Consider the following 14,675-nt stretch of genomic DNA (forward strand, 5'->3'; position numbering starts at 1 on the left):
GAGCGCATCGATCCGCTCAGGACCGGGTTCAATTCCGGCCATCTCTTCGGTGATTGGTGGGGACGTTGCGATGCGGAGCAATCCCGTGGGATTTACTTGGCACCGACTCGGCGGCACCACCCCGACCGGACCGCGCCCCGCGGATCCGGTCGGGGTGGTCGGCCACCGCCGCGAGCCGCGGCGGACGGGCCGGCGGTCCCGACCGTCGCGACGGTGTCGCGCAGCGCAGACCCGGCACGAGCGCAGGACCCGCACTCCAAGCACCCCCTGGACCCGACAGAACCCGCAGACCCGACAGGACCGTGTTGACGCGTACACGGTCCCCCAAGAGGCCGGAGGCAGTCTTGCCCGCCGGCCGCGTGACGAAGAGGACTCTCCCCCTTGAACTTCCTGCTGCTGGGCCCGCTTTCCATCCGGTTGAACGCGTGTGAGGTGCACGTGTCCGCGCCGAGGCAACGCGTGGTCATGGCAGCGCTCCTCTTCAACGCCAACCGGGTGATCTCGGTCGACCGGATCGCCGAGTACGTCTGGGACGGCGCCCCGCCGCCGAGTGCCGCCGCGACCGTCCGCACCTACGTGATGCGCCTGCGGCAGTCGCTGGGCGAGATCGCCTCCGCCCGGATCCTCACCCGGGCGCCCGGCTACCTCCTCGAACTCGGCGAGCACGAGAGCGACCTCGGGCAGTTCACGGCCCACCGCCGGCGCGCGGCGGAGCTGGCCGAGCGCGGCGACCTGGAGGGCTCCTCCGCCGAGCTGGCCGAGGCGCTCGCCCTGTGGCGCGAGGAGCCGCTGGCGGACATCCCGTCGCAGACGCTGCGCGACGTGGAGGGCCGCTACCTCCAGGAACTCCGCCTGCAGACGATGGAGCTGCGGTTCGACACGGAACTGGCGCTGCTGCGGCACGCCGAGGTCGTGCCGGAGCTGGTGCGGCTGGTGCGCAAGCACCCCTTGCGGGAGGCCCTGGTGGGCAAGCTGATGCTGGCGCTGTTCCGCTCGGGACGGCAGTCGGAGGCCCTGGACCTCTACCGGCGCACCCGGGTGCTGCTCGTCGAGCAGCTCGGCACCGAACCGAGCGCCGATCTGCGCGAGGTCCACCGGCGCATCCTCTCGGTCCACGACCGGCCCCGTACGCCCGGCCCGCAGGAGCCTCCCGCGCCGGCCCGGGCGGCGGCCCCCGCGCCGACGCCGGTCGCCGCCCGGGAGAGATCCCGCTGGCCGAGTCCGGCGCAGCTCCCCTCGGTGCCCCTGCCGCTGTCGGCCCGCTCCGGTGCGCTGGCCAGGCTGCAGCACTTCCTCACGACCGGCCCGATGCCCGCGGGCATGGTGGCGACGGCGGTGGTGACCGGCCGGGGCGGTGTCGGCAAGAGCGCGCTGGCCCTGCACGTGGCGCACGCCGTGCGCGGTTCCTCGGTGCACGGCCAGCTCTACGCGGATCTCGGCGGAGCCGCGCGGCCGCTGACCGCCCGGGCGGTCCTGCCGCGGTTCCTGGCCGACCTCGGGGTGCCCCGGGACGAGATACCCGAGGAGGCGTCGGAGCGGGAGAGCCTGTACCGCTCGCTCACCGCGGGCCGCCGCCTGCTGGTGGTGCTCGACAACGCCTCCAGCACCGCGCAGGTACGGCCGCTGATACCGGGCAGCGGGGGCAGCCGGCTGCTGGTGACCAGTCGGCGGCGACTGGCCGACCTGGACGGGGCGCACACCCTCCAGCTGGGCCCGCTCGACGAGGCCGGGTCGCTGGAGCTGCTGGGCGGCATCGTCGGCCCGGCCCGGGTCGGCGCCGAACCGCAGGCGGCCCGTACGGTGCTGACGGTCTGTGCGGGCCTGCCGCTGGCGATCCGGATCGCGGGGACCCGGCTGCTGGAGCGCCCGCACTGGAGCATCGGGTACTTCGCCCGGCGGCTCACCGAGGCCCCTCTGCTGTTGGACGAACTGCACGCGGGCGACCTCGGCGTCCGGCCCTGCCTCGACGCCGACCACGCCGGGCTCCGGCGGACCGCTCCGGCCGGGGTCGACCCGGCCGAGGTGTTCACCGCGCTGGGGGCCGCCGGGGCGAGTTCGGTCTCCGCCGGCCGGGTCGCGGTGATGTTCGGCTGCTCCGAGGAGCAGGCCGAGGAGGCCCTGGACGCCCTGGTCGAGGCGAACCTGCTGGGCGCGCCGGCGGGGGGCCGCTACCGGCTGGACGCACTGCTGCGGGCCTACGCCCACGAGCGGGCGCAGGCGGTCGCCGTGCGGCAGCACGACCACCCGTACATGCGCGCCGGGTGACCTCCCGGCGGCCCGCTCCCGCCTTCGCCCCGATCCTTTTCGACCCGATCCTTGTCGACCCGATGTCCCCCGATCCGATCCCCTCCGAGAGGACCCTTCGCCATGGCCGACCAGACGACAGCCACCCGCGACCTGCTCGCCTACGTCCGGGAGGTCTCCCTCCGCGACGACGACCTGCTCAGGGAGCTGCGGGAGACCACCGCGGACCTGCCGGGCGGGACCGCCATGCAGGTGATGGCGGAGGAGGGCCAACTGCTGGCCCTGCTGGTCGGGTTGACGGGGGCCCGGGCGGTGCTGGAGATCGGCACCTTCACCGGCTACAGCACCCTGTGCATGGCCCGCGCCCTCCCGGCCGACGGGGTGCTGGTGTCCTGCGACATCGAGGAGCGGTGGCCGGCCATCGGCGCCGAGTTCTGGAAGCGGGACGGGGTCGACTCGCGGGTCGACCTGCGGATCGGCGATGCCGCCGCGACCCTGGACGCGCTGCTGGCGGAGCGCGGGCCGGAGAGCTTCGACCTGGTGTTCATCGACGCCGACAAGACCAACTACGTGCGCTACTACGAGAGTTCGCTGGCGCTGCTGCGCCCCGGCGGTCTGATCGTGGTCGACAACACGCTCTTCTTCGGCCGGGTCGCCGATCCGGCCGCCGTGGACCCGGACACCGCCGGGGTCCGGGCGCTGAACCGGGTGCTGCACGAGGACCCCCGGGTGGAGCTGTCGCTGCTGACGATGGCCGACGGGATCACCCTCGTCCGCAAGCTCTGAAAGAACGACGGGCCGGGGCCCGGCGCTCCTGGGAGACGCTGTTGGTAAATCCGGGCTTGTGCGTGACGTCGGTCTTCAAGACTCAGTTGTGGTCTTGAAGGCCGACGTTGTCGTTTGGGGTGGGTGCGGGTGTCGATGCAGCCGAAGGGGTCTGGGGAGATCCCGGCGGAGACGGTGCGGGTGGCGCGGGCGGCGTTCCCGAAGGGGAGCCTGGCGATCCGGGTCAGGGACGAGCTGGGGCCGCTGTTCACCGATGAGGGGTTCGTGGGCCTGTTCGCGGTGCGGGGCAGGCCTGCCTGGTCGCCGGCGCGGCTGGCGCTGGTGGCGGTGCTGCAGTTCGTCGAGGGCCTGACCGACCGGCAGGCCGCCGAGTCGGTGCGGGCCCGGATCGACTGGAAGTACGCGCTGGGGCTGGAACTGACCGATCCGGGCTTCGACTTCTCCGTGCTGTCGGAGTTCCGGGACCGGCTGGTGGGCGCGGACGGCGGCCGGTCGGTGCTGGACGGCATCCTGGCCGCCGCCCGGGAGAAGGGGCTGGTCGGCAAGGGCGGCAGGGCCCGGACGGACTCCACCCACGTGCTGTCCGCCGCGCGGGAGCTGAACCGGCTGGAGCTGGTCGGGGAGAGTCTGCGGGCGGCGCTGAACGCGGTGGCCCGAGCCGAGCCCAACTGGCTCGCCGTCCACGCCCCGCCGGAGTGGTTCACGCACTACGCGACCCGGATCGAGGACTCCCGCTTCCCGAAGGCCCAGGCCAAGCGGGCCGAGGTGGGGCGCCGGATCGGTGCGGACGGGACGCGACTGCTGGAGATGACCCGGGCGGACGGAGCGCCCGCCCGGCTTCGGGCACTCGCGGAGGTGGAGTTCCTGCGCAGGCTGTGGGTCCAGGAGTTCCACCTGGTGGAGGGCGAGGTGGTGCCGCGGGACCCAAAAGACCGGCCGCCGGGCGCGAAGCGCCTGGTCACGCCCTATGACCCCGACGCGAGGGGCAGCGTCAAGCGCGACACCTTCTGGGACGGCTACAAGGTCCATCTCACCGAGACGTGCGAGCCGGGGCACGTGCACCTGGTCACGAACGTGGCCACCACCGTCGCCACCGTCCCCGACGACCGGATGGCCGCCGTGGTCCATGCCGGCCTCGCGGGGCGCGACCTGCTGCCGGACGAGCACTGGGTCGACACCGGCTACGCCAACAGCGGCGCGATGGTCGCCGCCCGCCGTGACCGCGGGGTCGCGCTGCACGGGCCACTGAAGGCCGTGACCGTCCCGCACGCCCGCGGCGAGGCCGCCTTCGGACAGGACGCGTTCACCATCGACTGGGACAACCGGCGCGTGACCTGCCCGAACGGCACCACCAGCACACAGTGGCACCAGCGCCGCTCGGAGGACGGCCTGCCGACCGTCCGGGTCCGCTTCTCCCCGGCCGACTGCCGCACCTGCCCCCAACTGCGGCAATGCGTCAACTCCCCGACGGCCCAACGCCGGGAGATCAACCTCAGGCCCCGCGACGAATACGAAGCACTCCAACAGGCACGAGCTCTCCAGCGGACCGACGAGTGGAAGGACCGCTACAAGATCCGCGCAGGGGTCGAGGGGACCGTCTCCCAAGCAGTACAGGCCTGCGGCCTGCGCCGATCCCGCTACCGAGGCCTGCCGAAGACCAGCCTCCAACATCAACTCACCGGCGCCGCCGTCAACCTGATCCGCATCGACGCCTGGCTCACCGGCAAACCCCACGCCCGCACCCGCACCAGCCCCCTGACAGCACACCGCCCCGCCGCATAAGCAACGGGGCGAAGTGCCATCAGGCCCGCATTAACCAACAGCGTCTCCTGGGAGCGCCGGGCCCCGCGGCCGTCACGGCGTTCCCGGGCCCCCTTCCGGCGTGCTCAGGTCGGGTGCGTCCACGCTGATGACGGTGGACACCACGCGCGGGCCGGGAACCAGGTGCAGGCGCTGGAGTCCGCTGTCCTCCGCGGCCGGTGCGAGGGCGTCGGCGCACGGGCACGGGGCTTCGTCCAGGCCCTCGAAGCCCGCGAAGCGGTAGGCGATCTCCATCATCCGGTTGCGTTCGGTCGCCCGGAAGTCCGCGACCAGGTGGACGCCGGACCGGGCGGCGGCGTCGGCCAGCCAGTTCAGCAGGGTCGCGCCTGCGCCGTAGGCGACGACCCGGCAGGAGGTGGCGAGCAGCTTGAGGTGCCACAGGCCCGGGTGCCGCTCCAGCAGCAGGACGCCGACCGCCCCGTGCGGGCCGAACCGGTCGGTGAGGGTGACCACCAGGACCTCGTGTCCGGGGTCGGTGATCAGGCCGCGCAGCACCGCGTCCGGGTAGTGGACCCCGGTCGCGTTCATCTGGCTGGTGCGCAGGGTGAGTTCCTCGACCCGGGACAGCTCCTCGCCGGTGGCCCGGCCGATGCGCATCCGCAGGTCCAGGGAGCGCAGGAACTCCTCGTCGGGGCCGGGGGCGGCCGCCCGCTCGGCGTCGCGGAGGAAGCCCGCCTGGTACATCTGGCGCCGCCGCCGGGAGTCGACGGTGCTGGTCGCGGGGGTGAACTCGGCGAGTTCGGGGAGGTCGAGGACCTGCTCGGCCGGGTAGCACCGCACGTCGGGCAGGTGGAAGGCCACTTCGGCGCGTTCGGCGGGCCGGTCGTCGACGAAGGCGATGGTGCTGAGCGCGAAGTTCAGCCGGTCGGCGATCCGGCGCACCGACTCGGACTTGGCGCCCCATCCGATCTCCGGCAGGACGAAGTACTCGGCCAGGCCGAACGCCTCCAGCCGGGCCCAGGCGTGCTCGTGGTCGTTGCGGCTGGCGACGGACTGCAGGATGCCGCGGGAGTCGAGCTCGATCACCACCTTGCGCACCTCGTCCGGCAGGTGCACCTCGCCGTCCTCCAGCAGGGTGCCCTGCCAGAGGGTGCCGTCCAGGTCCCAGACCAGGCACTTGACGGTTGCAGCCATGTCGTCCTTCCTCGTCTCGTCGGCCGCGGGCCCGCTCACGGCGCGCCCGGAGCGGAGAGGGCGTGCTGCGCCAGCATCAGCCGGCACAGCTCGTTGCTGCCCTCGATGATCTCCATCAGCTTGGCGTCCCGGTACGCCCGGGCCACCGTGTGCCCGTCCCGGGAGCCGGCCGAGGCCAGCACCTGGACGGCCGTCGCCGCGCCCTGGGCGGCCTGGGTCGCGCTGACGTGCTTGGCCAGCACGGTCGCCACCACCTGGTCCGGCGAGCCTTCGTCCCAGCAGCGGCTGGCGTGCTCGCAGACCCGCGTGGCCACCTGCTCGGCCGTGTAGAGGTCGGCGAGGTGTCCGGCGACGAGCTGGTGCTCCGCGAGCGGCCTGCCGAACTGCTCCCGTCCGGCGGCGTGCGAGGTGGCCGCGGCCAGACAGGCCCGCAGGATGCCCACGCACCCCCAGGCGACGGACATCCGCCCGTAGGCCAGCGCGGTCGTCACCAGCAGGGCGGGCGGCAGTCCGTGACCGCCCAGGACGCTGTCGGCGGGCAGCCGCACCCCGTCGAGGTGCACGTCGGCGTGGCCGGCCGCGCGGCAGCCGAGCGGGTCGGCGATCCGCTCGATCCGGACGCCGGGTGCGTCGGCGGGCACCACGACGGCCACCGCGCCGTCCTCGTAGCGGCCGACGACGACCAGCAGGTCGGCGTAGTGGGCGGCGGTCACCCACTTCTTGTGCCCGTCGACGACGACCGTGTCGCCGTCGCGGCGGACGGTCGTCGTCATCGCCGAGAGGTCGCTGCCGGCGCCGGGCTCGCTGAACCCGACCGCCGCCAACTCGCCGCCGGTCAGCCGGGGGAGGTGGGCGGCCGCCTGCTCGGCGGTGCCCAGGCGCTGGATGGTCCACGCCGCCATGCCCTGGGAGGTCATCACGCTGCGCAGCGAGCTGCACAGGCCCCCCACGTGGGCGGTGTACGCGCCGCTGTCCGTGCTGCTGAGCCCCCAACCGCCGTACTGCGACGGGACTTCGGCGCACAGCCGGCCCTCGGCGCCCAGTTCGCGGAGCAGGGCCGCCGGGATGAGGCCGGTCCGGTCCCACTCCCCCGCCAGGTCGCCGACCCGCAGGGTGACGGCGGTCATCGCGCCGCTCAGGTCCTCACCCACGCCGGCCCCCGGCGGCGGGCGCCTGGAGCCGGGCCACCAGCTCGGCCATCCGCCGCACGGTGCGGAAGTTGTCCAGCCGCAGGTCCGCGCCGCGGACGGCGATGGCGTAGGTCTTCTCCAGGTGCACCACCACCTGCATGGCGAAGAGGGACGACAGCCCGCCGGCGTCGAACAGGTCGGTGTCGGCGTCCCAGGCGGTCCCGGTGCGTCCTTCCAGGAACTCCAGCAGCTCCTTCTCCAGGGCGTGGGTGTCGGGCGTGTTCGTCGTGCTCATGGCCGTCTCCTTGTCGGGGTGATCAGGGGTGATCAGGGGTGGTCGGGGTGGTCGGGGTGATCGGATCTGGTCGGGGTGATCAGGTGTAGTCGTAGAAGCCGCGCCCGGACTTGCGGCCCAGCCGGCCCTCGCGGACCAGCCGGAGCAGCAGTTCGGCGGGGCGGCAGCCGTCGTCGCCGGTGCGCTCGTGCAGCACGGTGAGGGAGTCGACGAGGTTGTCGATGCCGATCAGGTCCGCGGTGCGCAGCGGGCCGGTGGGGTGTCCCAGGCAGCCCTGCATCAGGGCGTCGACGTCCTCGGCGGTCGCCGTGCCCTCCTGCACGACCCGGGCGGCGTCGTTGATCATCGGGTGCAGGATGCGGCTGGTCACGAAGCCGGGTGCGTCCCGGACGACCACCGCCTTCCGCCGCAGTGCCGTGAGCAGGCCCGCCACGGCGGCCATCGCGGAGTCCCCGGTCCTGGCGCCGCGGACCACCTCGGCGGTGCCGATCAGGTAGGGCGGGTTCATGAAGTGGGTGCCGACCAGTTCCGCCGGCCGCTCCAGGGCCCCGGCCAGTTCGTCGACGGGGATGGAGGAGGTGTTGGTGATCAGCAGGGTTCCGGGCCGGACCAGTCCGGAGACCTCGGACAGGACGGCGGCCTTGATCGCGGCGTTCTCGGTGACCGCCTCGACGACGGCGGTGGCTCCGGCGGCGGCCTTGAGCGAGGTGCCGGTGGCCAGGGCGCCGAGGGGCGTCCCGGCGGGCAGCGCGCCCATCAGCTCGGCCAGCCGGAGTTCGTCGCCGATCAGGTCCGCGGCCCGGTCGAGCCGTTCCCGGTCGACGTCGACCAGGTGGACCGGCAGGCCGTGCCCGAGGGCGAGGACGGTGATTCCGACGCCCATCACCCCGGCTCCCAGCACGGTGAGGGCGTGCCGCGGGGGGGAATCGTCGTACGGGGCGGTGGTCAACGGGTTCTCCTTCGTTCTCACTGGTCTTCGGGGGTGCCGAGGGTGTCGGGGGTGCACAGGGTGGCGTCGAGCCAGTCGGCGACGGCGTCGCCGGTGGTCGCGACGTGCTGCTCCATGAGCGAGAAGTGGTCTCCGGGGACGTCGACGACGGTGTCGGCGCCGTCCCAGGACGCGCGCCAGTCACCGGCGTCGGCGGACGGGCGGCCGAGCGGGGTGGAGGCGCGGACCAGCAGCAGCGGGGCGCGGACCGCCGGGGGCTTCCAGTCGTCGAGCAGCCGGAAGTAGCCGCCCATCGCGGTCAGCCGGGTCCCGTCCATCGGGGCCGCCCGGTCCTCGCGGGCGAACATGCCGCCCAGCAGGACGTCGTTGAACTGGGTGATGCCCTGGTTGTCGGAGAGGTAGGTGTCCAGCAGCACCACGGCCGCCGGGCCCGCGCCGCGCCGCTCCAGCTCGGCGGCCACGCCGTGGGCGAGCGTGCCGCCGGAGGAGGAGCCGGCCAGGACGAGCGTCCGGCCGGACAGTTCCCGGAGCAGGGTCGTCGCCTGGAGGTCCAGCAGGGCCGACATGTCGGCGGGCAGTTCCTCCTCGGGGGTGAACCCGGGGGCGTCCAGCGCGGCGACGGCGTAGCGGTCCCGGAAGCGGGAAGCGAAGCGGGCGTACTGGTGGGCGCCGCCGAGGGCGACGACGGAGCCGAAGCAGACGAGCACGGGGGCGTCGGCGCGCTCGTTCAGGCGCAGCAGTCGCGGGCCGGCGCCGGCGGCCGCGAGGTCGCTGCCGCTGTGGAAGGCCGGGCGCAGGGCGGAGGCGTGCTTGAGCAGGGCGATGCCCTCGTCGATCCGGCCGAGTGCGCAGGCCCGGCGGAACAGCACGCTCGCCGGGTCGGCGTCGGCGGCCTCGGCGCCGGCCGCGTCGGCGCCGGTCGCGGGTGCCGCTTCGGGCCGGGGGGTGTCGTCCGTCCGGACCTCGGCGGCGAGGCGCGCCGCGAGCGCGGCGGGGGTGGCGCTGTCGAAGACCGCGGAGGGCCGCAGCCGCACCCCGGTGGCGGCGGCCAGCCGGTTGCGGAGCTCGACCGCGGTCAGCGAGTCGAATCCGACGGAGAGGAAGGGCGCCGTCGCGGACAGCGCCCCGGAGTCGGCGTGGCCGAGGACTTCAGCGGCCTCGGCGAGGACGAGGTCGCGCAGCACCAGCTCGCGTTCCTGCGCGTCGGCGGCGGCGTCGAGCCGCCGCCGCAGCGCTGCGGCGGCGCTCGGCGCCGCCTTCGCTCCGGTCGTCGCGGCCGGGCCGCGCCGGACCAGGGAGCGCAGCATCGGGTGCACCGGGCCGTCGCCGCGCACGGTGAGGTCGAGGTGGGCCAGGACGACGGGGCTCCCGTCCCCGGGCGGGGCGGCGTCCGCGGCACACACCGTGTCCAGCAGGGCCACGGCCTCCTCGTCGGACAGGCCGCGGGCGCCGCGCCGGTCGATCCGCCGCCGGTCGGGGCCGTCGAGTTCCGCCGTCATCCCGCTCACCCGTTCCCAGGGCCCCCAGGCCAGGGACAGGCCGGGGAGCCCGAGCCGTCGGCGTTCCGCGACGAGGGCGTCGAGTGCGGCGTTGGCGGCCGAGTAGGACGCCTGGCCCGGGCTGCCCAGCACGCCGGCGGCGGAGGAGAAGACGACGAACGCGGCGAGGTCCGCTCCGCGCGTCAGCTGGTCGAGGTGGTGGGCGGCGTCGAACTTCGGCCGCAGGACGGCGGCCATCCGCTCCGCCGTCAGCCCGTCCAGCAGGCCGTCGTCGAGCACTCCGGCGGTGTGCACCACGGCGCACAGCGGGCGGCTCTCGGGGATGGCCGCCAGGGCGGCGGCCAGGGCCCGGCGGTCGGACACGTCGCAGCCCAGGGCAGTCACCTCGGCTCCGGCCCCGGCCAGCTCCGCCGTCAGCTCCGGCATGCCGGGGGCGTCGGCTCCGCGGCGGCTCAGCACGAGGAGGTGACGCACCCCGTGCGCGGCGACCAAGTGGCGCGCCAGGACCGCCGCGAGGGCGCCACCGCCGCTCAGCAGCACCGTCCCCTCGGGCGGCCCGAACGCGCCGGCCGGCCGGGTCGCGGGTGCGGGTGCGGGGGCCGCCGTGGGCCGTACCAGTCGGGGGGCGTACAGGACGCCGCCGCGCAGCGCCGCCTGCGGTTCGCCCATGGCGAGGAGGTCGGCGAGCGCGTCGCCGAGACCGTCCTGGTCCGGCCCTTCGGTGTCCAGCAGCACGAACCGGTCGGGGTGTTCGAGCTGAGCGGCCCTGAGCATGCCCCAGACGGCCGCCGCGCCGGGGTCCGCCGGCTGCGGCCGCGCGCCGAGCGGGCCGGTCGCGCCCCGGGTGAGCACCACCAGGGGCGTCCGGGCGGTGCTGTCGTCGGCCAGGTGGGCCTGGAGGCGGTCCAGCACCCCGGCCGCGACCGCGTGCACCGCCGCGGGGTCCACGTCCGCGCTCGCGGTGTCGGCGGACGGGGGGCAGGTCAGCAGCACCGCGTCGGGTGTCGCGGACCGGGGTTCGACGGGGAAGGCGGCCGGCAGCACTCGCTCGTCCCGCGGGCCGAGGAGGCCCCAGCGGGTGACCGGGCGCGGACCGGGCCCGGCGGTGACCGGCGTCCAGCCGACGTGGAAGACGGAGCCGGCGGACGCCCGCAGCGCGGCGGTGGACGCCGCGCGCAGGGTGAGCGAGCCGACCGTCGCCACGGTGCGTCCGGCGGGGTCGGTGATCCGCGCGGCGACGGCGTCGGGGCCGTCGGGGCGCAGCCGGACGCGCAGGACCGGCGCGTCGGAGGCTTCGATCGCGACGCGCTGCCAGGAGAACGGCAGCGGGACGCCGTCGGCGGGCCCGCCGGTCGCGGCGCCTTCGCGCAGACCGGTCGTCTGGAGGGCCGCGTCCAGGAGGGCCGGGTGCATGACGAATGCGCTGTCGAGGAGGCCGTCGGGCAGGGCCACTTCGGCGTGGATCGCGTCCGCGGTGCGCCAGGCGGCGCGCAGGCCCCGGAACGCCGGGCCGTAGGCGACGCCACGGGCTTCGAGCAGCCCGTACAGCTCGTCCACGTCCAGCGGGACCGCGCCGGGCGGGGGCCACGCGCCGACCGCCCCGGCCATGTCGTCCAGATCGGCCGAGGGTCCCCGGTCGGCCGAGGCGTCGCGGGGGCCGACCGTGCCGGTCGCGTGCCGGGTCCAGGGCCGGTCGGCGGTGCCGGGGTCGGCCTCGGGCCGGGAGTGGAACTCCACCGGGCGCCGGCCCGTGCCGTCCTCGGCCCCCACCCGTACGCGCAGCTGTACGGCGTGGTCGTCGGGCAGCAGCAGCGGGGTGGCGAGGGTCAGTTCCTCCACGAGGGCGCAGCCGTGGTGGCGGCCCGCGTACGCGGCCAGCTCGACGAGGGCCGCGCCGGGCAGGATGACGGCTCCGGCCACGGCGTGGTCGACGAGCCAGGGATGGGTGGCCGGAGAGAGCCGGCCGGTGAAGAGGGTGCCCGCGTCGTCGGGCAGTTCGATCGCGGCGCCGAGCAGCGGGTGGTCCGCGGCGGACTGGCCGGCGGCCGCCTGGTCCCGGTCGGCCGGCAGGGCGTCGAGCCAGTAGCGGCGGCGCTGGAAGGCGTAGGTGGGCAGGTCCACCCGCTGGGCTCCGGTTCCCGCGAACAGCCGCTCCCAGTCGACGCGCAGGCCCCGGACGTGTGCCCCGGCGAGGGCGAGCTGGAGCCGGCGGAGCCCGCCTGCTCCGCGCCGCAGGGTGTCGAGCACCACCGTCTCGGGGGCGCCCTCGTCGGCGGCCGTGTCCTCGATCCCGTACATCAGGGCCGGCTGGGGGGCGGCCTCGATGAAGACGCGGTGCCCGGCCGCGAGGAGCGCGCGGGTTGCCTGCTCGAACTCGACGGTCTGCCGGAGGTTGCGGTACCAGTACTCGGCATCCAGGGCCTTCGTGTCCAGCAGGCCGCCGGTCACGCTGGAGTAGTACGGCACCGCGCCCGGGAGGGGGGTGATGCCGTCCAGGTCGGCGAGCAGGCGCTCGCGGATCTCCTCCACGTGCGAGGAGTGCGACGCGTAGTCGACTTCGATGGGAGTCGCCCACACCCCTTCCTCCAGGAGTTCCTCCACCAGCGCGGTGACCGCGTCCGCGTCGCCCGACACCGTCGTCGACGACGGGCCGTTGACCGCGGCCACCGAGAGGCGGCCCGCAATGCGCTCCCGCACCGCCTCCACCGGCAGCGGCACCGAGGCCATGCCACCGCGACCGGCCAGTGCCCCGACCGCACGGGAACGCAGCGCGACCACCCGCGCCCCGTCCTCGATGCTCAGACCACCCGCCACCACGGCGGCCGCGATCTCGCCCTGCGAGTGGCCGACGACGGCATCCGGAACGACGCCGAACGAGCGCCAGACCTCCGCCAGCGACACCATCACGGCCCACAGCACCGGCTGCACCACGTCGACCCGCGCCAGCAGCGCCTCCGAGCCCAGCGCCTCGACCAACGACCAGTCGACATACGGCGCCAGCGCCCGCTCGCACTCGGCCATCCGCGCCGCGAACACCTCCGATTCACCCAGCAGCTCCACGGCCATCCCGACCCACTGCGAGCCCTGACCCGGGAACACCAGCACCGAACGGCCCGGGAGCGGACCGCCGCCGACCAGCACGGCCGCCGAGCCCTTGCCCCGCGACAGGGCGGCGACACCGGCCAGCAGCTCGTCGCGGTCCGCCCCCACCACCACCGCGCGCTCGGTGAACCGCGAACGGCCCGCCAGCAGCGAATGGCCCACGTCCAGCACGCTCAGGCCCGGCTCCGCCGCCACCCGCTCGTACAGCGCCGCCGCCTGGGCGCGCAGCGCCTCCGGGGTGCGCGCCGACAGGACCCAGGGCACCGCCGGCAGGGGGGTGCGCTCGGCCGGCGGGCCGTCGTTCTCCAGGGGGGCCTGTTCGAGGATGACGTGGGCGTTGGTCCCACTGGCGCCGAAGGAGGACACCCCGGCCCGGCGCGGCCGGCCCGTCTCGGGCCAGGGGGTGGCCTCGGTGAGCAGGGAGACGGCCCCCTCGGTCCAGTCGATGCGGGGCGAGGGGCGGTCGACGTGCAGGGTGCGCGGCATCACGCCGTGCCGGATCGCGAGCACCGACTTGATCACCCCGCCGACGCCCGCGGCGGCCTGGGTGTGGGACAGGTTGGACTTCAGCGATCCCAGCCGCAGCGGCTGCCCGGCGGGCCGGTCCTGCCCGTAGGCGGCCATCAACGCCTGGGCCTCGATGGGGTCGCCGAGGACGGTGCCGGTGCCGTGCGCCTCCACCATGTCCACCTCGGACGGGGCGAGTCCGGCGTGGGCGAGCGCCCCGTTGATGACGCGCTGCTGCGCGGGCCCGTTCGGGGCGGTCAGCCCGTTGCTGGCGCCGTCCTGGTTGACGGCCGAGCCGCGGATGACGGCCAGGACGGGGTGTCCCGCGCGCCGGGCGTCCGAGAGCCGTTCCAGCAGGAGCAGCCCCAGGCCCTCCCCGAACCCGGCGCCGTCCGCCGCGGCCGAGAAGGACTTGCTGCGCCCGTCGGGCGCCAGGCCGCGCTGGCGGCTGAATCCGACGTACAGGCCGGGGGTGGACATCACGGTCACCCCGCCGGCCAGGGCGAGGGTGGTGTCGCCGGAGCGCAGCCCCTGGCAGGCGAGGTGGACGGCGACCAGTGAGGACGAGCAGGCGGTGTCCAGGGTTACCGCCGGGCCTTCCAGGCCCAGCGTGTAGGCGATCCGGCCCGAGGCGACGCTGGGGATGGTGCCGGTGCCGAGGAAGCCCTCCACTTCGTCGGGCACCCGGCCGAGGCGGGACCCGTACTCGCTGTAGATCACTCCGGTGTAGACGCCGGTGCGGCTGCCGCGCAGGGTCGCCGGGTCGATGCCCGCGCGCTCGATCGCCTCCCAGGACGCTTCCAGCAGCAGCCGCTGCTGCGGGTCCATGGCGAGGGCCTCGCGCGGGGAGATGCCGAAGAAGCCGGCGTCGAAGCCGGTCGCGTCGTGCAGGAAGCCGCCTTCGCGGACGTAGAAGGTGCCCGGGGCGTCGGGGTCGGCGTCGAAGCCGCCCTCGACGTCCCAGCCCCGGTCGGCGGGGAACGGCGAGACCGCGTCGCGCTCCTTGACCAGCAGGTCCCACAGGTCTTCCGGGGTGCGCACGCCACCGGGGTAGCGGCAGCTCATCGCCACGACGGCGATGGGCTCGGCGGAGTCGTCGCGGAGCCGCCGGTTCTCCTGCCGCAGGCGCTGGTTGTCCAGCAGCGAGGCGCGCAGGGCGGCGACCACCTGGTCCGTGTCGGTGGGCATGGGGTTGGGCTTCTCCTTCT

8 protein-coding genes are annotated in these 14,675 nt (G+C 74.9%); 3 read left to right on the forward strand and 5 right to left on the reverse strand.

Translation table 11 applies throughout. From position 1 onward, the window contains the following. The first annotated feature begins 438 nt into the window (after window positions 1-438). The 3 genes from ACI1MP_RS34180 (at window position 439) to ACI1MP_RS34190 (ending at window position 4,812) form a co-directional block, all read left to right on the forward strand. A complete protein-coding gene (locus ACI1MP_RS34180) occupies window positions 439-2,265 on the forward strand; it encodes a BTAD domain-containing putative transcriptional regulator (protein WP_404870872.1) in 1,827 nt (608 codons plus the stop codon). Between the two features lie 102 nt (window positions 2,266-2,367). Beyond that, window positions 2,368-3,030, forward strand: coding sequence for an O-methyltransferase (locus tag ACI1MP_RS34185; protein WP_380341919.1), 663 nt, complete (start codon window positions 2,368-2,370; stop codon window positions 3,028-3,030). Between the two features lie 129 nt (window positions 3,031-3,159). After that, on the forward strand, window positions 3,160-4,812 hold the full coding sequence (locus tag ACI1MP_RS34190; RefSeq protein WP_404867862.1) for an IS1182 family transposase: 1,653 nt from the start codon (window positions 3,160-3,162) through the stop codon (window positions 4,810-4,812). A gap of 72 nt (window positions 4,813-4,884) precedes the next feature. On the opposite strand, the gene ACI1MP_RS34195 is transcribed toward ACI1MP_RS34190, so the two are convergent. The 5 genes from ACI1MP_RS34195 to ACI1MP_RS34215 all read right to left on the reverse strand — a co-directional run bounded on the left by ACI1MP_RS34195 (window position 4,885) and on the right by ACI1MP_RS34215 (window position 14,655). After that, entirely contained in the window at window positions 4,885-5,985 is a 1,101-nt protein-coding gene (locus ACI1MP_RS34195) for an HAD-IIIC family phosphatase (protein WP_404870386.1), read from the reverse strand. Between the two features lie 35 nt (window positions 5,986-6,020). Continuing rightward, on the reverse strand, window positions 6,021-7,136 hold the full coding sequence (locus ACI1MP_RS34200) for an acyl-CoA dehydrogenase family protein (protein WP_380333419.1): 1,116 nt from the start codon (window positions 7,134-7,136) through the stop codon (window positions 6,021-6,023). After that, window positions 7,129-7,410, reverse strand: a complete 282-nt coding sequence (locus tag ACI1MP_RS34205; protein ID WP_380333418.1) for an acyl carrier protein — start codon at window positions 7,408-7,410, stop codon at window positions 7,129-7,131. The genes ACI1MP_RS34200 and ACI1MP_RS34205 overlap by 8 nt, the downstream gene beginning before the upstream one ends. 79 nt (window positions 7,411-7,489) lie before the next feature. Then, a complete protein-coding gene (locus tag ACI1MP_RS34210) occupies window positions 7,490-8,359 on the reverse strand; it encodes a 3-hydroxyacyl-CoA dehydrogenase family protein (RefSeq protein ID WP_404870387.1) in 870 nt (289 codons plus the stop codon). A gap of 17 nt (window positions 8,360-8,376) precedes the next feature. Continuing rightward, window positions 8,377-14,655 carry a type I polyketide synthase gene (locus tag ACI1MP_RS34215; protein WP_404870388.1) on the reverse strand — a complete coding sequence of 2,093 codons (6,279 nt, stop codon included), beginning with the start codon at window positions 14,653-14,655 and terminating at the stop codon, window positions 8,377-8,379. Between the last annotated feature and the right edge of the window lie 20 nt (window positions 14,656-14,675).

The organism is Kitasatospora griseola, assembly GCF_044999035.1.
GTDB lineage: Bacteria > Actinomycetota > Actinomycetes > Streptomycetales > Streptomycetaceae > Kitasatospora > Kitasatospora griseola.